Raw genomic sequence first — 17,245 nt, 5'->3', positions numbered from 1 at the left:
TATGTACCAAGATCTGATTAGAAGTGAATTAAACGAAGCTGCTGAAGTTCTGAATAAGTTTTTAAGCGATGACCACAACATCGCGCAAATTGAAGCGGCAGCGAAAATGATTGCTGACTCATTCAAGCAAGATGGTAAAGTGTTGTCGTGTGGTAATGGTGGTTCTCACTGTGACTCTATGCACTTTGCAGAAGAGCTAACAGGTCGTTACCGTGAAAACCGCCCAGGTTACGCTGGTATCGCTATTTCAGATCCAAGCCACCTTTCTTGTGTAAGTAACGACTTTGGCTATGATTTCGTATTCTCTCGTTACGTAGAAGCCGTTGGTAGCAAGGGTGACGTTCTGTTTGGTTTGTCGACTTCTGGCAACTCAGGCAACATCTTGAAAGCAATTGAAGCGGCGCAAGCGAAAGGCATGAAGACGATTGCGCTAACGGGTAAAGATGGCGGTAAGATGGCTGGTCTTGCTGATATCGAGATCCGTGTACCACACTTTGGCTACGCAGACCGCATTCAAGAAGTGCACATTAAGATCATTCACATCATCATTCAGTTGATTGAAAAAGAGATGGAATAAGATTTACAACTAAACCGAATGCTGGCTTAGTTGTGTTTTAAGGTAAGGAGTTCGTTAAACCATGTGTGAATTGCTCGGCATGAGCGCAAATGTTCCAACAGATATTTGTTTCAGTTTTACAGGGTTGATGCAGCGCGGTGGTCGAACGGGCCCGCATCGTGATGGTTGGGGAATTACTTTCTATGAAGGAAAGGGGTTTCGTAACTTCAAAGATCCAAACCCAAGTTGTGACTCTAAGATTGCTGAATTAGTGCAAAACTACCCGATTAAAAGTCGTGCGGTGATTAGTCATATTCGTCAAGCCAACCGCGGTGGTGTGAATCTCGAGAATACCCATCCGTTTACGCGAGAGCTTTGGGGACGTTACTGGACGTTTGCACACAATGGTCAACTGACTGATTATCAGGATTTGCACACAGGACGTCATCGTCCGGTTGGGCAAACGGACAGTGAAATGGCATTTTGCTGGCTGCTAAAACAGATGGAAGATAAGTACCCTGAACCTCCTCAAGATATGGAAGCGGTCTTTATCTACGTAGCTGAATGTTGCGATAAGCTGAAAGAGAAGGGCGTATTTAACATGCTACTTAGCGACGGTGAGTTTGTGATGACTTACTGTACCAACCATTTGTACTGGATCACGCGTCGTGCACCATTTGGCAAGGCAGCGCTGTTGGATGAAGATGTTGAGATTAACTTCCAAGAAGAGACGACGCCAAACGATGTGGTTTCTGTGATTGCGACTCAGCCGTTAACGGGTAATGAGACATGGCATCGCATGAAGCCGGGCGAGTACGGTTTGTTCCATGTTGGTGAATTGGTGCTGAATAACGCTGAAGCGTTAGCGGATGTGCCGTTTGCCGCGCCGAAGCCGGGTAACCAAGCACCGACAGAACCGTTGGAGTGATGGTTTTCTCGCAGTAGAGCATTCGAATAAAACAAAAGGCAGCCTGTGATGGCTGCCTTTTTTGTCTTTGTCGTTTGGAATTGAGAATTACTCGTCGGCGTAGCCGTGTTCACCAAGCTCAAAACCATCAAGATACGCTTTACCATCTCTCATCGTTAGCCTTTCATCTGCTAGCCATTTAGTGACCATTGGGTAGATCTTGTGTTCTTGAGTCTGAACGCGTGCAGCGAGTGCATCGGCATCGTCGTCTTCAAATACTGGTACTTTGGCTTGCAGTACCACAGGGCCGCCGTCTAACTCTTCTGTGACAAAGTGTACGCTAGTGCCGTGCTCTTTATCGCCCGCATCAATCGCGCGCTGGTGGGTGTGTAACCCTGGGTATTTAGGCAGAAGAGAAGGGTGGATGTTGATCATCTTACCCAGATAGTGGGAAACAAACGCGCCACTGAGAATACGCATGTAACCGGCAAGAACAATCACGTCCGGTTGGTATTCATCGATTTGCTTCATCAGTTCAGCATCAAAGTCTTCACGTGATTCGAATGCTTTTGGATCGACAAAATGACCCTTCACATCAAACTGTTTTGCACGCTCCAAACCGTAGGCATCAGCTTTGTTAGAAAAAACCGCTGCCACTTGTGCGTTTGGCATGTTGGCTTCACAGGCTTCAAGTATCGCTTGTAGGTTACTGCCGCTACCCGAAATGAGGACCACTATGTTTTTCATGATATTGAGACTGCCTTGATACTGTAGGTTTGACGTGCGTAATCACTAAATTACCTACTATTAGAATGGTTTTCGATGTTCCAGATAGCAGAATGAGGACATAGCGTCCTCATTCATATCTTTATGTAGCGCAACTCACAAGTTATTGGATTTCAACTTGCTCTTCATTGGCTTCTGCTTGAGCAATTTCACCAATCACCCATGCGTTTTCGCCTTCTTCTTTAAGAAGTGCAACCGCCGCGTCTGCTTGGTCTTTAGGTAGTGCTACGATTAGACCAACACCACAGTTGAACGTACGGTACATTTCGTGCGTTTCAACGTTGCCTTTTTCTTGTAGCCATTTGAAGATGATTGGCCATTCCCAGCTGTTACCGTCGATCACGGCTTTAGTGCCTTCTGGCAGTACACGTGGGATGTTTTCCCAGAAACCACCACCTGTAATGTGAGAAATAGCGTGAATATCGTGTTTCTCAATCATCTTAAGTGCTGATTTGATGTAAATCTTAGTCGGTTCTAGTAGGTGCTCACCGATAGTGCGACCTGCTAGCTCTTCGTTCTTATCTGCGCCAGAAACTTCTAGGATCTTACGGATAAGAGAGTAACCGTTTGAGTGTGGACCGCTTGAGCCAACCGCGATTAATGCATCGCCTGCTGCTACTTTGGTGCCGTCAATCACGTCCTCTTTTTCTACTACGCCAACACAGAAGCCAGCAACGTCGTAGTCTTCGCCTTCGTACATGCCTGGCATTTCAGCGGTTTCACCACCGATAAGTGCACAGCCTGCTTGAACACAGCCATCAGCGATACCAGAAACTACGTCTGCCGCTGTGTCTACATCCAGTTTGCCTGTCGCGTAGTAATCTAGGAAGAATAATGGCTCTGCACCTTGAACGATTAGATCGTTTACACACATTGCCACTAGATCAACGCCGATAGTGTCGTGCTTGTTCATATCCAGCGCTAGGCGAAGTTTTGTACCTACACCGTCCGTACCAGAAACCAGTACAGGTTGTTTGTATTTCGTCGGTAATTCACACAATGCGCCAAAACCGCCGATACCACCCATCACTTCAGGGCGACGAGTACGCTTAACCGCACCTTTAATACGATCTACAAGCGCGTTGCCTGCATCAATATCTACACCAGCGTCTTTATAGCTAAGAGAAGAGTTGTTACCACTCACAGGGAAGTCCTCGGTTTTTAAGTTGGATATGAAAACGGCGCTATTCTACCAGTGGTTAAATACAGATGGCAAACGTTTGCGTCGGTTTTTTTCTTTAGTGATCTATCCTGATATCCCTGCAAAAATCATGTATAATCTGAAGGTTTGTTTAAATATTGCCAAAAAAGCCGGAGATGGAAATGAAAGTTGTTGAAGTTAAACACCCTCTAGTAAAACACAAAATTGGTCTAATGCGAGAAGGTGACATCAGCACAAAGCGTTTTCGTGAGTTAGCGACAGAAGTCGGTAGCCTACTTACTTACGAAGCGACTGCAGACTTTGAAACAGAGAAAGTAACCATTGAAGGTTGGAATGGTCCTGTAGAAGTTGATCAAATCAAGGGTAAAAAAGTAACTGTAGTGCCAATCCTGCGTGCAGGTCTAGGTATGATGGATGGCGTTCTTGAGCACATGCCAAGCGCACGTATCAGTGTTGTAGGTATCTACCGTGATGAAGAAACACTTGAGCCAGTACCATACTTTAACAAGCTTGCTTCTAACATCGATGAGCGTATCGCTCTAGTTGTTGACCCAATGCTTGCAACAGGTGGTTCTATGATCGCAACAATCGATCTTCTAAAAGAGAAAGGTTGTCAGGCAATCAAAGTTCTTGTTCTTGTAGCGGCTCCTGAAGGTATCGAAGCACTAGAGAAAGCGCACCCAGACGTAGAGCTATACACAGCAGCAATCGATGAGAAGCTAAACGACAAAGGCTACATCGTTCCTGGTCTTGGTGATGCTGGTGACAAGATCTTCGGTACTAAATAATCTGAGCTTAATGCTTAATTATTACTGAATTGAAAAAATAAAGGCTTGGTGCAAACCAAGCCTTTTTTGTATCTACTTATTTCGAAACTAGTGACGAGATGTGAGAAGCGAGAGTAAGTCGTGCGACTTATATCGATAGAGCCACACAGAGGACTACTTCGCGCTTTCTTCTTCCATCTGTGCGTTATCTACCACGTGATTTTCACCAAGGTCGTGTGGCAGCACTAGATTAAGAATGATTGCCACGATACCACACAGGCTCACACCTTGTAGGCTGAACTCGCCAATACCGAAAGCCATGCCACCGATACCAAATACTAACGTTACCGCAACGATCACTAGGTTACGAGATTTGTGCAGATCAACGTTGTTCTTGATAAGCGTGTTTAGACCTACTGTCGCGATAGAACCAAAAAGTAGAATCATGATACCGCCCATGACCGGAACAGGGATCGTTTGTAGAATGGCTCCGAGCTTACCAACTAAGGCAAGTACGATTGCCGTGATTGCCGCCCATGTCATGATTACTGGGTTAAAGGCTTTAGTCAGCATCACTGCGCCCGTAACTTCGCTGTAAGTGGTGTTTGGTGGTGCGCCAACCATAGATGCGGCAATCGTTGCCACCCCGTCACCCGCGATCGTGCGGTGCAGGCCTGGCTTTTTGAGGTAGTTTTTACCGGTTACGTTTGAAATAGCCAGCATATCACCTACGTGCTCAACCGCTGGAGCGATAGCCACTGGGATCATGAATAAGATAGCGTTGATGTTGAACTCTGGTGCTGTGAAGTTTGGCATTGCTAGCCACGCTGCTTGAGCGACAGGAGTGAAATCCACTACGCCATAGAAGAGTGATACGGTGTAACCCGCTAAGATACCGCCAACGATAGGAACCAGCTTTAGGAAACCTTTCGCAAATACACTCAGTGCTATCGTTGTTAGCAGCGATACTGCTGAGATAATCACGGCGGCATCACCATTGATCAGCTGAATTGCACCATCACCTGTTTTGCCTACTGCCATGTTTACTGCCGTTGGTGCTAGACCTAGGCCGATCACCATGATTACAGGGCCAACAACCACTGGCGGAAGAATTTTATGAATAAAGCCAACACCGCGGACTTTGATCATTGCACCAAGGCCGACGTAAACCAAACCTGCTGCCATTAAGCCACCCATCGTTGCACCGATACCCCAAGTTTGGATACCAAACATGATAGGTGCAATAAACGCGAAAGAAGAGGCAAGGAAGATTGGGACAGAACGTTTAGTAATTAGTTGGAAAAGAAGAGTACCGACACCAGCACCAAACAGAGCGACGTTTGGATCTAGGCCAGTAAGAAGTGGTACCAGTACGAGAGCACCAAAAGCGACAAAGAGCATCTGAGCGCCTTGTAACGCATTTTTCATAATAATTCCCTATTCAAAGATACGCAGACAAATCCGGCGAATCTTATCATCTAGCAATCGATTGCAATGTTGTCTAGATCAAACTTTTGTATGGATTTATAAGGTCAGCGAATAGTTTATATCGGTTTTACGTAATAAGTTGGTCAGAATATCGACAACATACTCAGTACCCTTCTTGCTCAAGAAATGATAGTTGCTTATCATGCGGGTTCTTGTTTAGAGGATTATGAAAACTATGCGCTATTTAGCTCTCCTACTGATAGGTTGGTTGTCCCTGCCTGTGCATGCTCTTACTCAGGTAGATGTCTACCGTGCAGAAGTTGCTATAGACAGTAATCAGAAAGATGGTGAGTCTCTTGCTCGTCAACAAGGAATGAAAGATGTCATCGTCAGAGCGACGGGCAGTCAATCTTCTATTAACAATCCAGTTATCCAAAAAGCGGTAGGCTCGAGCGCTCGCTATATCTCTCAGCTAAGTTATGGCCAACTTGATGGGCAAACAAGCCTTAAGATGTTGTTTAATAGTAGCCAAGTTCGCTCACTACTTACTCAAGCCCAACTTCCTTTATGGTCCCCAAACCGAGCAAATATCTTAGTGTGGATGGTGGAAGAGCAGGGCTACGATCGTACGATTACGTGGGAACATTCAGACTCAGTGAACGCGGTAGCTCTTCGTAAAGCAGCGGAGGTTCGTGGTCTACCTATTACTATGCCTGTGGGTGATTTTGATGACGTGACTGGTGTGAACGTCTCAGATCTTTGGGGTGACTTTGTCGGACCAATCAGCCAAGCAAGTCAACGCTATCCTGTAGATGCGGTACTGGTTATGCGTGTTCAAGGCGATAAGATTCGTTGGACGCTGTACGATCAATCGCCAGCTCAGCTATCTGAATCAAAACAATCGCCACGTAGTGGATCTGCATCTGGTGCAAATGGGATTCCTGCGATGGTCGGTGGAATTGCTGATTACTATGCGAAGAAGAGTGCGGTTGTGGTTTCAAGCAAGTCCTCTAAAGCAATTGATGTGAAGGTGTTGAATGTAGAGTCAGCGATGGACTTCTTCGATCTAGAGAATGCCTTAACCAAACTGAATTCGGTAGCAGGTACGGAAATCAAGCGTGTGCAAGGAAACCAAGTAACGTTAACGATTCACCTGTTAGCCTCTCAACAAGCGTTTGAGCAAGAAGCGTCTTCAATTCGCCCGTTAGTGATAACAGAAGAACCAATGGTTAATATGGAAGAAGCTACACCAGTACAACTACCTGAAGAACCTGCTCAACCAGCACAATTGCCAGTGGAGACGCAAGAGGGTCAAGCTGCAGATGTGGTGGAGCTAGATACTGCTAATGAGGTAACTCAACCAGAGCAACCAGTCATCGTTCAGCCAGCACCAGTGCAGTATGATTTGATTTATAAATGGAACGCGCCTGTTCGTACGCAAGCAGAGCCCGAAGAGCAAGAGTCAGAAATTGCACCAGTACTAGAAACTGATGTGGTGGAAGACTTAAGCTAAGCTCTACGTTCACCCAAAGCTGAATACAAAAAGAGTCGCTCAGTGCGACTCTTTTTTATTGTTTATTCTTCATTGCTGAGGATGTAACGAGAGAGCTTGAGCTTCAAAGCGAGCTACTTATGGAATTTAGCTTTCTCTTCCTTCTCAACTTGAGATAGGCGTTTTAGTTTCAAGCCTAATTCTTTGCCACGTGCTCGTGCAAATAAGATGTTACCAGCGAAACCTAACGAAGTGAGCATTAACTCTACGGCAGCTAGCCATCGTTCGCCATCGTCCACATATAAAATAGTGAGTGCATGGAGAAAGTAGAGCATTAATACAAAGTTAGCCCACGCGTGCGTATAAGGCTTACCTGCAAGAATACCCGGAAGCGGCAGGAGCAGAGGAATACACCACGCAACTGCCAGTGTTGTGCTGCTCAGATGAGGGTGAGGGGAAAGTGCTAATTGCCAAATCGCGACCCAACCTAACAACGCCAAATTGCCGAATAGCGCCATGTAGCGATAGGTTTGGGTTCGTGTGCTGAGAGGTGGTTGGTCAATAATGTCAGACATCGATTTACTTATCCTTGAGCTTACTGACTTCCTTTGAGCTTTTGTGCTGCGGTCGCCAGTCGTTTTCCTAATTGTTGTGCGAGACGAATCTCTTCTGCTGTAAGACTTGGTTCGTGTCCTACACTGCTTGCCCCGTAAGGCGTTCCACCGGATTGCGTGGTGTGCAGTTCAGGCTCTGAGTAAGGGATACCTAACACCATCATGCCATGATGCAAAAGAGGGGTCATCATGCTTTGTAGAGTCGTCTCTTGACCACCGTGCATTGAAGATGATGAGGTAAACACACAGGCTGGCTTATCGATAAGGTCCCCATTCACCCACAAAGGTGTCGTTTGATCCCAAAAGTGCTTAAGCGGCGCTGCCATATTACCAAACCAGACTGGGCTACCAAACGCGAGGCCATCGCAATGCTTCAGTTCATCTAGAGTAACAATTGGATCAGAAGGGGTATGTGAGTGAGGTGACAATTCTTCAACTGTACGCAAAATCGCTTCGCAATGAGGAGTCGATTCGACCCCTCTTGCTATCTGTCTTGCCAGCTGTTTTGTTGAGCCATGACGGCTGAAATACAAAATGAGGATCTGGCAATCCATTTATAGAATTTCCAACACTTGCTCTGGTGGACGACCGATCTTCGCTTTACCGTTGGCAACCACTACAGGGCGCTCAAACAGTTTAGGATTTTGCGCCATCGCTTCGAAAAGCTGCTCATCTGAGACTGATGCCTCACCTAACGCAAGCTCTTTGTAAATGTCTTCTTTTGTGCGCATCATCTCGCGTACAGAAGAGAAACCAAGTTGAACGTAAAGTGCTTTCAGTTGTTCAACATTAAGCGGTGTATCAAGGTATTTGACCACTTCCGGTGTCACACCATTTTGCTCTAGCAGTTCTAGAGTTTGACGGCTCTTTGAGCAACGAGGGTTGTGATAAATCACGACTGACATGGTTTTCTCCATTTCGTTATTGTAATGCCATGAATCGATCTCTTTGGATCATCAGTTGGTCGATACGTGCGTCGTATCGAGCTTGTTTCAAACTTCCCAGTTCGGCAATTTTACTTGCTTCACTATAATATTGAATTGCTTTGTTCCAATTCGCGCGCAATGCAAGAATTTCTGCACGCGAAGCTAAATCTTCATCGCTGTTCCCTAAGGCAATGTTACCTTTGGAGAGCAGGTGCCAACCATTGGTATCTTCTGGGTTATCATGTGTATAGCGCTGCAGTATTTTAATTGCTTCTTTGTCTTTACCTGCTTCAAGCAAAGCGTTTGCATAGTTGATGGTGAGAACTTTATTGTGCGGCGATCGTTTTAGCGCTTTTGATAACATATCAATCGCTTTTTCTGGGTGCTTCTGAGCAATATATAAATCGGTCATCGCATCAAGATAAAAAGGGTTAGATGGGTCTTGCTTGAGTAATTTGTTAAGCAATACTTCGGCTTTGTCTAAGCGCTTATTATCTAGGTGGACAAGCGCTTTTCCATATTCAAATGTAGGAATCAAATCTGCCGTTGCTTTCTTCTGTGTACGTTCAAACCATCCCATAGCAGCTTCGCCGTCTATACCCGCGTGGCGAGCCACAATGCGTGCTCTAGTAAGATGATAATCGAGCGATGGCATAACTCGCATTGGAGGGTAGGCTTGTGCTCGAGCCCTAGAGTCGGTGATTCGGTCTTCAGGTAATGGGTGAGTTAGTAACATCGGTGGTGGTTTACTTGCATAGCGATACTCATCTGCAAGTCGACCAAAAAAACGTGGCATTGCTTGGACGTCAAACCCAGCTTTCGCCAGCGTTGAGATTCCGAAACGATCTGCTTCTTTCTCGTTAGAGCGCGTGTAGTTTATCTGGCTCTGCATATTCCCTGCGGTAGCTGCGGTAATCGCTGCCATACCTGCTTCTGGCGCTGCAATCGCAATGAGCAGTGCACCTGCCAAAGCAGCTAGCGTTGCTGGAGAGCGTCGAGCTTGTTCTTCCATGCTTCGTGCAAGGTGACGTTGTGTTACGTGCGCAATCTCGTGAGCAACCACCGATGCGAGCTCACTCTCCGTTCGAGCGTGTAAAAATAGCCCTGAGTGCAGGGCAACGTAACCACCAAAGAAGGCAAAAGCGTTGATATTGCGATCACGGATCATGAAAAAGTGGAACGGTGTTTTTACATCATTCGCATTAGCGACCAGTCGGTGTCCTAGCGTATCAATATACTCGTTGATCACAGGATCACTAACGATCGGACTGCTGGCTCTGAGCATACGCATGTAAGCGTCACCATAAATCAACTCTTGATCTATCGTCAGAGTGCCACCGGCTGCGGTACCAATATCAGGGAGGTCGAGACTATTGGCGTAAATAGGCGTTGGTGTACTTAATGCAGCAGCAAGGCATAAACAAACTAGCGAGCGAGTGCGTTTTAACATACGGTTTAAAGATTCTCCAAAATACCGAAACATGGGTTGGGAGCTGAGTTCCTCTCTGCAACGCCACCATGTTTTATGGTCATCCGTGTCGGATGAATATGCTAGCAATAAGACCGAAGATAAACGAATTGGTTTCGTAAATTGTCACACACATAACTTTTAATTGTTAATTAGAAGTCATTGTCGTTTAGGCTTAAATCACTAGCACCAGCTCAAAAAGCCGTTACAATACAACCCTATCATAAGTGCAGAGCAATACAATGGAATCCATGTTACTTGATTTGCGTGAGCAACGCTGCCCTATGGCGCTGTTACTTGCTAAACGTCACGCTGCTGAAGTATTTCAGGGAGAATCTTCCCAGTATCAACAGCTTGTGATTCAAGTTGTGGATAATAGCTCTAAACGAGACATAGTGACGTATTTACGCAATCAAGGGTATGAAGTGCAGTGTCACGCATTACCAGAGTACTTCACTTTGACCGTATTTAATAAGGAATCATCATAAGATGCTTGAGATGATAAGTCGTTGGTATAAGCGACGTTTTTCAGACCCACATGCCGTGAGCCTAGTCGCGATTTTATTGTTCGGCTTTATCACTATTTATTTTTTCGGGCACTTAATTGCACCATTACTGGTAGCGATCGTTCTTGCATATCTCCTTGAATGGCCTGTCACACAAATGTGCCGTTTTGGTATTCCGCGAACCTTTTCAGTTATCACGGTGATACTTGTCTTTATCGGTTTGATGCTCATTGCGGTTTTCGGATTGGTACCGACTATTTGGACTCAGGTTGGTAACCTAATCAATGATATTCCGAACATGTATACAGGGTTGCAGAAGTTCATCTCCACATTACCGGAGCGTTACCCAGAGCTAGCAAACTTGCAAATTGTTGAGACGGTTGTAACCAACGCTAAAAACCAAGCAATCGGCTTAGGTGAAAGTGTTGTGAAGGGCTCACTTGCGTCACTTGTGAGCATTGCAACCTTAGCGGTTTACTTGATCCTTGTACCTCTATTAGTTTTCTTCTTGTTAAAAGACAAAGAAGAGATGATGAGTATGGCCAGTGGCATCCTGCCAAAGAATCGCAAGTTGGCGAATAAAGTCTGGCACGAGATGAATGAACAGATCTCGAATTACATTCGCGGTAAAGTGCTAGAAATTCTTATCGTCGGTGGAGTGAGTTACGTCACGTTTGCAGTTTTAGACCTGCGTTATTCTGCATTGTTAGCGGTAGCGGTTGGGCTATCGGTTCTGATCCCATACATCGGTGCGGCAGCGGTCACTGTGCCCGTTGCGATTGTTGGTTTGTTCCAGTGGGGATTATCTCCACAGTTTTACTGGTTGCTGGTGGCGTACGGTATTATTCAGGCGCTTGATGGCAACGTTTTAGTACCGGTACTATTCTCCGAAGCGGTGAACCTTCACCCAGTAGCAATTATTGTTGCGGTATTGGTGTTTGGTGGTTTATGGGGTTTCTGGGGCGTATTCTTTGCAATTCCTTTGGCGACACTTGTCAAAGCCGTGTGGAACGCACTGCCAAGTACAGAAGAAAGCGAACCAATACAAGAATAGAAATCGAATCCAATAAAAAGCCCAGCGACTGCTGGGCTTTTTGATGTTTGATTGAAAGCTAGGCTTACGCGTTTTCTTTCAAGTAGTTCACAACCACTTCGTGATGGTCTTTGGTTTTGAACTTGTTGAAAACGTGTTCGATCACACCTTCCTCGTTGATTAGGAAGCTAATGCGGTGAAGACCATCGTAGACTTTACCCATGAACTTTTTCTCGCCCCACACACCGAACTGGTCAGCAGTTGCATGGTCTTCGTCAGACAGTAGTGTGAAGTTTAGTTCGTCGCGTTCGATGAATTTACCAAGTCGTTTCACTGGGTCGATACTTACGCCCAATACTACAACGTTGTGTGCGTCTAGCTCTGCTTTTACATCACGCAGACCTTTTGCCTGAGTGGTACAGCCCGGAGTCATCGCTTTCGGGTAGAAGTAAAACAGAACTTTCTTACCTTTAAAATCATCGAGAGTAACAGTGTTACCGTCTTGGTCGAGCAAAGAGAAGGCTGGCGCTGGCGTGCCTGCTGTCAGCGTATTCATTGTTATGTCCTTTACTTATTTATAGATTGTTTTTTATGAAATTCAGAGAACCTTGTACGTTGAGCGTGTTACAAAGTTCATCGAAATCTTCTTGAAGCTGCATAAGGTTACAGTCGGCTTGGACAGACGCTGTAATTGCAATATGGAATTGGTCAGCATCTAGTTGAACTTTAGACTTACTAATAGTTTGAGCGCTTAGTGAGTTAAGACCAATGTTCTGATCGGCAAAAAACTGGGTGAACTTTTCCGTCAAACCCATTCGGTCTTCTGATTCGATGAAGACCTCAAGATCATATGAGTTGTCTAATAACTCATGTGCGGATGTTCGCTTCATGATAGTGATAAGGTCATGCTCTTGCCCGAGTAGAGGTAATTGCGTTTCGACTCGAGTGATATTGTTGGTGTTGCCTGTCAACAGCATGATCAATGTAAATTCATTACCAAAGATAGCGATTCGGCTATCAGCGATGTTACAGCCAGCTTGTGTGACCAGTTTGACTACTTGATTACAAATGCCTGGGCGATCCGTTCCAACTGCTGTAAGTACCAGATGTTGCGTCATATATGAGCTTCTTGTCCTTTCTTCAATAGAGTGATGTTAGCACAGATAAGCATTAGAAATGTCGAGTTGGTTCCTTTTTTAGGCGCGACTGTTTGCTTTGTAAGCGAAATATTATCGTCTACTTTCTGGACGAGATAATTTCACTTAACTCTGACGTGACGAAGAAAACTGCGAGTATATTCCGCGGGCTAAATAGGTGCCGATCCCATAGGGGATAAAGGCTGCAACGATTATCGTTGAAGCTCGAGAATTGAGCGAACCCCCAGAGTTGAGCAAAAGAATCTTGCTAAACCTCTAACAACTGATAATTATTCATTCATTTGTACTTTGTAAGCGTCTATACACACTTGTGTTTGTTAATCGCATTACAGTACCATGCAGAAAGAGTTAAATGAGGGAGATAGACATGTTTTCAGGAAGTATCGTAGCGTTGATCACGCCATTTAAGCCAGATGGTGAAGTAGATTTCGATGGTCTGCAAAAGCTGGTTGAGTATCACGTTGAGGCGGGTACTGACGGTATTGTTGCGGTAGGCACAACGGGAGAGTCTTCGACTCTAACGATTGAAGAGCATGTGAAGGTCGTAAATAAAACGGTAGAGTTTGCCGACGGTCGCATCCCAGTGATTGCTGGCACAGGTGCAAATGCAACTCATGAGGCAGTCACATTCAGTAAGTTACTTGCAGATTCAGGTATTACAGGCTTCTTAAGTGTTACGCCTTATTACAATAAGCCAACTCAAGAAGGTTTGTTCCAACATTACAAAGCGATCTCTGAAGCAAGTGATGTACCTCTTATTTTATACAATGTACCTGGGCGTACAGCGGTAGATTTGTTGCCTGAGACAGTGGCACGCTTGTCAAAGCTTGATAATATCGTCGCATTGAAAGACGCGACGGGTGATTTGAACCGAATTGCACTTCACCGTGAACTTTGTGGCGAAGATTTTATCTTACTAAGTGGTGATGATGCGACTGGCTTAGAGTTTGTGAAGCTGGGCGGTCATGGTGTTATCTCTGTAACGAATAATATCGCTGCGAAAGACATGGCAGATATGTTCCACTTAGCACGAGACGGTAAGTTTGAAGAGGCTGAAGTAATCAACCAGCGTTTGATGACTTTGCACAAGAACTTATTTATCGAATCAAGCCCTATCCCGGTAAAATGGGCAGCCACTAAGCTAGGCTTGATCGGTGACGGCAGTTTGCGTCTTCCTTTGACACCACTTTCTGAAAAGTCGCAGCCGATTTTGGAACAGGCGCTAACAGACGCCGGTATTTACTAGGATTGAAGTATAACTGAGGGCGAGAGCTCTCAGTTTTTAGGAGTATAGATGAAGCTTTCTAGCCAGTTAGTGATGAGTTCACTGGCTGTTTTTGTATTGACTGCCTGTTCAGGTGGTGCCAACCAGCGTCGTCAAGCAAAAGATGACTTCGAATATTTGAATACTGAGTCGTTATCAGAATGGAATATGCCTGCCGATGCTCAGCCTCAGTTTTATCCAAACTATGACATTCCTCAGGGCAATTTTGAGGGTGGCATTGGTAAGGCTGTTGATATTCGTCCCCCACAAGAAGTGCTAGAGCTGATCCCTGGTGCGCGCTTGGAACGTAGCAATGGTGAGGTTACCCTATGGCTACTTCGCAAAGACGAGCTCGATCTTGTTTGGCAAACCGTCCAAAATATGATTTCGACAAATCAGATTCCAGTAGAGAAACAGAGCGAAAACCTAATTGAAACGGGTTGGGTGACTTGGAATTCAGCGGATGAAGATATGGAAATCGGCAGTCGCTACGATATTTCTCGTTTTGAAGCTAACAACCGCTTTGGATTTAAAGTTAACTTGGTTGATTGGCGAGAAGGCGAGCAGGTTAAGGAAGTCTCACGCACTAATCGTGAACGTTACAATGTGTTGATGACCAACTTGGTTACAGCTCGTTACGATCAACAAGTTCGTGAAGACGCACAGAAAAAAGCACAGGAATTAGTAAAACAAATTCCAATTACGATGGGAACCGATCGTAGTGGTCTGCCTGTTATTATCGCTCGTGCACAGTACAACGTATTATGGCAACGGTTGCCTGAGTTACTTCCAAAAATTGGCTTCACGATTGAAAGTCGTAGTCAATCACAAGGTACGGTTGAAGCAAGATATGCATCACCTGATGACGCATTTTGGAATGATATTGGTGTGAAACCAATCGATTTAGACGCAGGTAAATATACTTTCCTATTTGGTGACCTAGGAAACCGAACGTCGATTAATGTTACCAATTCGTCGGGCAAGCCTGTCGAAGCAGAGTTTTTGAAGTCTTTAGCTCCAGTTTTAGCTGCAGTCGCGAAGCAATAACTCGGACAAAGAAAAGGGACCTGAAGGTCCCTTTTTTATTTCTGTCCACAACGTGCGAATTCAACGAGATTCATCGTTTTCTTTCTTTTGGTCTCCGTAACGTTGTTTATCAAGTTCGTTCAACTTGTCTAAATCGTTCTTACGGCCCTTATCCATCTGACCAAACTTCATTTTTGCGGTGTACTTTAACGCAGCTATATTACCAACCACTATGCTGACCACTATGATGATAATGACCCAAGGGTTGGTTAGTATTTCTATCATAGAGCCTCCGGCAGAGTGATATTGTGAATGAATTTGGTAGTGACCTTATCCAAATTATTCAATATGACGTCAATCCCTGCAATGCTGTCGATCTGATTTTGCTCAATTAACTGCTTTCTCAGTACTTCAGGTGTCAGATGAGCCAAGCATTGTTGCCCAACCGATTTATGGCTGATGTGCCAAGGTTCAATAGCCACACCACCCAAATCTTGTTGGTAAGGGAAGAAGAAGCCAAAGCTATCTAGGTTGGCTTCTAACCATTGATAGAAAGCTAGCTGATGACCTTCGAAGTATTCCCATGGTTCTAGCTGTAATTGCGTTTCTGGCGGCAACAAGTTACGCGCATAGACATCAAAATCACACCCCCAATGATGGCGACTGCCACCGGGTAGGGCAGACCAACGTAGAATCGCCATTAGCTTTTCTTCATCACTGAGCATCGCTTTTTCTAAAAGCTGAGAGTGGGAATCTAAGATCTTTAAGTCACCAGAAAACTTACCGTTCCAAATGGCTTTTTGACGGTGAAAGTCGCGAAAGCCACTGGCAATTTCCATCTTAAAGCCAGCCTCGGTTGCGGCTTCAATCATCTTCAACAAATCATCGACGACTTCTGGGTGAAGCATAAACGCCTTTTGCCCCACCAACGTGGATTGAAGATGCGAATCGGTGATTCCGGTAAGTTGCTCTGGTGTCATGGTGCTCTCGTTAAATACTACGTGTTCGATGAAAATCTATTTTGCTAGCAGGTGCTTCAGAGTGTTTTCGTACATGTCGGTCAATTTCTCTAGGTCATCGACTTTCACGCACTCGTTCACTTTATGGATCGTTGCGTTGACAGGGCCAAGCTCAACCACTTGACCGCCCATACGCGCGATAAAGCGACCATCAGACGTACCGCCAGTTGTGAGAAGTGCGGGCTTAGTGCTGTTCACGTCGTCAACTGCAGCAACCACTGCGTCTAGCAATGCGCCAGTATCCGTTAAGAACGGGTCGCCATTGAATGTCCATTTTAGATCGTAATCTAAGTCATGCTTATCCAGCGTTTCAGTCACACGTTGAACAATCACTTCGTTGCTCAATTCAGTACTGAAACGAAGGTTAAATTGAACGTTAAACTCGCCTGGAATCACATTAGACGCGCCAGTACCTGCTGAAACGTTCGGGATCTGGAAGCTTGTCGGCGGGAAGTAATCATTCCCTTGGTCCCACTCTGTGGTAGCTAACTCGTGGATTGCCAATAGAGATTGATGAACTGGGTTGTTAGCAAGGTGAGGGTAGGCAACGTGGCCTTGTGTTCCGTGTACGGTTAGGTCACCAGTGATGGAGCCACGACGACCATTCTTGACTACGTCACCAACCACTTCAGTACTTGAAGGTTCACCAACGATGCACATATCGATGTTCTCGCCGCGTTCCATTAAGGTTTCGACTACGCGAACGGTGCCGTTGATGAATGGGCCTTCTTCGTCAGAGGTGATTAAAAAGCCGATCGAGCCTTTGTGGTCTGGGTTATCTGCAATAAACCGTTCAACTGCCACCACCATACAAGCGAGTGAGCCTTTCATGTCAGCGGCGCCACGACCGTGAAGGTAACCATCTACAATCGTTGGTTCAAATGGGTGCGTATCCCATTGCTCTAACTTGCCCGCAGGCACAACATCAGTGTGACCAGCGAAAGCAAACAGCGGTGCTTGTGTGCCTCGGCGAGCCCAGAAGTTTGTTGTGTCTTCAAACACCATCACTTCGATTTCAAAACCAAGCGCTTTTAATCGCTCGATCATCACTTCCTGACAGCCTGCATCTTCAGGCGTTACGGATTGGCGGCTGATCAGGTCTTTAGCGAGTGCCAGTACTGGACTGTCTGTCAT

20 protein-coding genes are annotated in these 17,245 nt (G+C 45.5%); 8 read left to right on the top strand and 12 right to left on the bottom strand.

The window, feature by feature from the left end; genetic code table 11:
• Position 1 precedes the first annotated feature (1 nt).
• Positions 2–577 carry a D-sedoheptulose 7-phosphate isomerase gene (lpcA, locus tag J4N37_RS11970; RefSeq protein ID WP_252041010.1) on the top strand — a complete coding sequence of 192 codons (576 nt, stop codon included), beginning with the start codon at positions 2–4 and terminating at the stop codon, positions 575–577.
• Between the two features lie 61 nt (positions 578–638).
• On the top strand, positions 639–1,484 hold the full coding sequence (locus tag J4N37_RS11965; protein WP_045394186.1) for a class II glutamine amidotransferase: 846 nt from the start codon (positions 639–641) through the stop codon (positions 1,482–1,484).
• An 87-nt stretch (positions 1,485–1,571) separates the two neighbouring features.
• On the opposite strand, the gene purN is transcribed toward J4N37_RS11965, so the two are convergent.
• A complete protein-coding gene (gene purN, locus J4N37_RS11960; RefSeq protein WP_252041008.1) occupies positions 1,572–2,210 on the bottom strand; it encodes a phosphoribosylglycinamide formyltransferase in 639 nt (212 codons plus the stop codon).
• 142 nt (positions 2,211–2,352) lie between these two features.
• Positions 2,353–3,393, bottom strand: a complete 1,041-nt coding sequence (gene purM / locus J4N37_RS11955) for a phosphoribosylformylglycinamidine cyclo-ligase (protein WP_010449685.1) — start codon at positions 3,391–3,393, stop codon at positions 2,353–2,355.
• Between the two features lie 179 nt (positions 3,394–3,572).
• On the opposite strand from purM, the gene upp reads away from it, so the two are divergent.
• On the top strand, positions 3,573–4,199 hold the full coding sequence (upp, locus tag J4N37_RS11950) for a uracil phosphoribosyltransferase (protein WP_005445324.1): 627 nt from the start codon (positions 3,573–3,575) through the stop codon (positions 4,197–4,199).
• Between the two features lie 153 nt (positions 4,200–4,352).
• Here the strand turns inward: upp and J4N37_RS11945 are convergent, their stop codons facing one another.
• Complete coding sequence (locus J4N37_RS11945) at positions 4,353–5,606, bottom strand: uracil-xanthine permease family protein (protein WP_038886630.1); 1,254 nt, start codon at positions 5,604–5,606, stop codon at positions 4,353–4,355.
• A gap of 235 nt (positions 5,607–5,841) precedes the next feature.
• Here J4N37_RS11945 and J4N37_RS11940 point away from each other — a divergent pair, with 235 nt between their 5' ends.
• Positions 5,842–7,119 (top strand): DUF2066 domain-containing protein, encoded by a 1,278-nt coding sequence (locus J4N37_RS11940; protein WP_252041006.1) that lies wholly within the window; start codon positions 5,842–5,844, stop codon positions 7,117–7,119.
• 113 nt (positions 7,120–7,232) lie between these two features.
• On the opposite strand, the gene J4N37_RS11935 is transcribed toward J4N37_RS11940, so the two are convergent.
• From J4N37_RS11935 to bepA, 4 genes are read right to left on the bottom strand one after another with little or no spacing between them, the layout of a single operon-like run.
• A complete protein-coding gene (locus tag J4N37_RS11935) occupies positions 7,233–7,673 on the bottom strand; it encodes a DUF2069 domain-containing protein (protein ID WP_010449678.1) in 441 nt (146 codons plus the stop codon).
• Between the two features lie 20 nt (positions 7,674–7,693).
• On the bottom strand, positions 7,694–8,266 hold the full coding sequence (gene wrbA, locus J4N37_RS11930) for an NAD(P)H:quinone oxidoreductase (protein WP_010449676.1): 573 nt from the start codon (positions 8,264–8,266) through the stop codon (positions 7,694–7,696).
• Complete coding sequence (gene arsC / locus J4N37_RS11925; protein ID WP_138942671.1) at positions 8,267–8,617, bottom strand: arsenate reductase (glutaredoxin); 351 nt, start codon at positions 8,615–8,617, stop codon at positions 8,267–8,269.
• A gap of 16 nt (positions 8,618–8,633) precedes the next feature.
• Positions 8,634–10,088: a beta-barrel assembly-enhancing protease gene (bepA, locus tag J4N37_RS11920; RefSeq protein ID WP_171357168.1), complete on the bottom strand. Its 1,455-nt coding sequence runs from the start codon at positions 10,086–10,088 to the stop codon at positions 8,634–8,636.
• A gap of 269 nt (positions 10,089–10,357) precedes the next feature.
• Here bepA and J4N37_RS11915 point away from each other — a divergent pair, with 269 nt between their 5' ends.
• Both J4N37_RS11915 and J4N37_RS11910 read left to right on the top strand, forming a co-directional pair.
• A complete protein-coding gene (locus J4N37_RS11915) occupies positions 10,358–10,594 on the top strand; it encodes a sulfurtransferase TusA family protein (RefSeq protein WP_010449670.1) in 237 nt (78 codons plus the stop codon).
• 1 nt (position 10,595) lies between these two features.
• A complete protein-coding gene (locus tag J4N37_RS11910) occupies positions 10,596–11,666 on the top strand; it encodes an AI-2E family transporter (RefSeq protein ID WP_010449668.1) in 1,071 nt (356 codons plus the stop codon).
• Positions 11,667–11,730: 64 nt separating this feature from the next.
• Here the strand turns inward: J4N37_RS11910 and bcp are convergent, their stop codons facing one another.
• Positions 11,731–12,201, bottom strand: a complete 471-nt coding sequence (bcp, locus tag J4N37_RS11905) for a thioredoxin-dependent thiol peroxidase (protein WP_252041004.1) — start codon at positions 12,199–12,201, stop codon at positions 11,731–11,733.
• Positions 12,202–12,220: 19 nt separating this feature from the next.
• Positions 12,221–12,763 (bottom strand): glycine cleavage system transcriptional repressor, encoded by a 543-nt coding sequence (locus J4N37_RS11900; protein ID WP_010449664.1) that lies wholly within the window; start codon positions 12,761–12,763, stop codon positions 12,221–12,223.
• 406 nt (positions 12,764–13,169) lie between these two features.
• On the opposite strand from J4N37_RS11900, the gene dapA reads away from it, so the two are divergent.
• Together dapA and bamC are read left to right on the top strand one after the other, a co-directional pair.
• Positions 13,170–14,048, top strand: a complete 879-nt coding sequence (gene dapA / locus J4N37_RS11895; protein ID WP_010449663.1) for a 4-hydroxy-tetrahydrodipicolinate synthase — start codon at positions 13,170–13,172, stop codon at positions 14,046–14,048.
• Between the two features lie 48 nt (positions 14,049–14,096).
• Positions 14,097–15,113 carry an outer membrane protein assembly factor BamC gene (bamC, locus tag J4N37_RS11890; protein ID WP_045389980.1) on the top strand — a complete coding sequence of 339 codons (1,017 nt, stop codon included), beginning with the start codon at positions 14,097–14,099 and terminating at the stop codon, positions 15,111–15,113.
• A gap of 60 nt (positions 15,114–15,173) precedes the next feature.
• On the opposite strand, the gene J4N37_RS11885 is transcribed toward bamC, so the two are convergent.
• From J4N37_RS11885 to dapE, 3 genes are read right to left on the bottom strand one after another with little or no spacing between them, the layout of a single operon-like run.
• Positions 15,174–15,377 carry a DUF2897 family protein gene (locus J4N37_RS11885; RefSeq protein WP_010449659.1) on the bottom strand — a complete coding sequence of 68 codons (204 nt, stop codon included), beginning with the start codon at positions 15,375–15,377 and terminating at the stop codon, positions 15,174–15,176.
• Positions 15,374–16,072, bottom strand: a complete 699-nt coding sequence (locus J4N37_RS11880) for a M15 family metallopeptidase (protein ID WP_182026966.1) — start codon at positions 16,070–16,072, stop codon at positions 15,374–15,376. Before J4N37_RS11880 ends, J4N37_RS11885 begins: the two co-directional genes overlap by 4 nt.
• Before the next feature lie 36 nt (positions 16,073–16,108).
• The gene (dapE, locus tag J4N37_RS11875; RefSeq protein WP_010449656.1) at positions 16,109–17,245 is read right to left on the bottom strand and encodes a succinyl-diaminopimelate desuccinylase; all 1,137 of its coding nucleotides are present in this window, start codon (positions 17,243–17,245) and stop codon (positions 16,109–16,111) included.

The organism is Vibrio sp. SCSIO 43153, assembly GCF_023716625.1.
GTDB classification, from domain to species: domain Bacteria; phylum Pseudomonadota; class Gammaproteobacteria; order Enterobacterales; family Vibrionaceae; genus Vibrio; species Vibrio rotiferianus.
This window is presented reverse-complemented; position numbering and strand designations above follow the sequence as displayed.

What these genes read in the sequence shown, in the direction of transcription:
- lpcA (WP_252041010.1), top strand. Translation starts at nt 2, where the DNA reads ATGTACCAAGATCTGATTAGAAGTGAATTAAACGAAGCTGCTGAAGTT.
- J4N37_RS11965 (WP_045394186.1), top strand. Translation starts at nt 639, where the DNA reads ATGTGTGAATTGCTCGGCATGAGCGCAAATGTTCCAACAGATATTTGT.
- purN (WP_252041008.1), bottom strand. Translation starts at nt 2,210, where the DNA reads ATGAAAAACATAGTGGTCCTCATTTCGGGTAGCGGCAGTAACCTACAA.
- upp (WP_005445324.1), top strand. Translation starts at nt 3,573, where the DNA reads ATGAAAGTTGTTGAAGTTAAACACCCTCTAGTAAAACACAAAATTGGT.
- J4N37_RS11945 (WP_038886630.1), bottom strand. Translation starts at nt 5,606, where the DNA reads ATGAAAAATGCGTTACAAGGCGCTCAGATGCTCTTTGTCGCTTTTGGT.
- J4N37_RS11940 (WP_252041006.1), top strand. Translation starts at nt 5,842, where the DNA reads ATGCGCTATTTAGCTCTCCTACTGATAGGTTGGTTGTCCCTGCCTGTG.
- J4N37_RS11935 (WP_010449678.1), bottom strand. Translation starts at nt 7,673, where the DNA reads ATGTCTGACATTATTGACCAACCACCTCTCAGCACACGAACCCAAACC.
- wrbA (WP_010449676.1), bottom strand. Translation starts at nt 8,266, where the DNA reads ATGGATTGCCAGATCCTCATTTTGTATTTCAGCCGTCATGGCTCAACA.
- arsC (WP_138942671.1), bottom strand. Translation starts at nt 8,617, where the DNA reads ATGTCAGTCGTGATTTATCACAACCCTCGTTGCTCAAAGAGCCGTCAA.
- bepA (WP_171357168.1), bottom strand. Translation starts at nt 10,088, where the DNA reads ATGTTAAAACGCACTCGCTCGCTAGTTTGTTTATGCCTTGCTGCTGCA.
- J4N37_RS11915 (WP_010449670.1), top strand. Translation starts at nt 10,358, where the DNA reads ATGTTACTTGATTTGCGTGAGCAACGCTGCCCTATGGCGCTGTTACTT.
- J4N37_RS11910 (WP_010449668.1), top strand. Translation starts at nt 10,596, where the DNA reads ATGCTTGAGATGATAAGTCGTTGGTATAAGCGACGTTTTTCAGACCCA.
- bcp (WP_252041004.1), bottom strand. Translation starts at nt 12,201, where the DNA reads ATGAATACGCTGACAGCAGGCACGCCAGCGCCAGCCTTCTCTTTGCTC.
- J4N37_RS11900 (WP_010449664.1), bottom strand. Translation starts at nt 12,763, where the DNA reads ATGACGCAACATCTGGTACTTACAGCAGTTGGAACGGATCGCCCAGGC.
- dapA (WP_010449663.1), top strand. Translation starts at nt 13,170, where the DNA reads ATGTTTTCAGGAAGTATCGTAGCGTTGATCACGCCATTTAAGCCAGAT.
- bamC (WP_045389980.1), top strand. Translation starts at nt 14,097, where the DNA reads ATGAAGCTTTCTAGCCAGTTAGTGATGAGTTCACTGGCTGTTTTTGTA.
- J4N37_RS11885 (WP_010449659.1), bottom strand. Translation starts at nt 15,377, where the DNA reads ATGATAGAAATACTAACCAACCCTTGGGTCATTATCATCATAGTGGTC.
- J4N37_RS11880 (WP_182026966.1), bottom strand. Translation starts at nt 16,072, where the DNA reads ATGACACCAGAGCAACTTACCGGAATCACCGATTCGCATCTTCAATCC.
- dapE (WP_010449656.1), bottom strand. Translation starts at nt 17,245, where the DNA reads ATGACAGACAGTCCAGTACTGGCACTCGCTAAAGACCTGATCAGCCGC.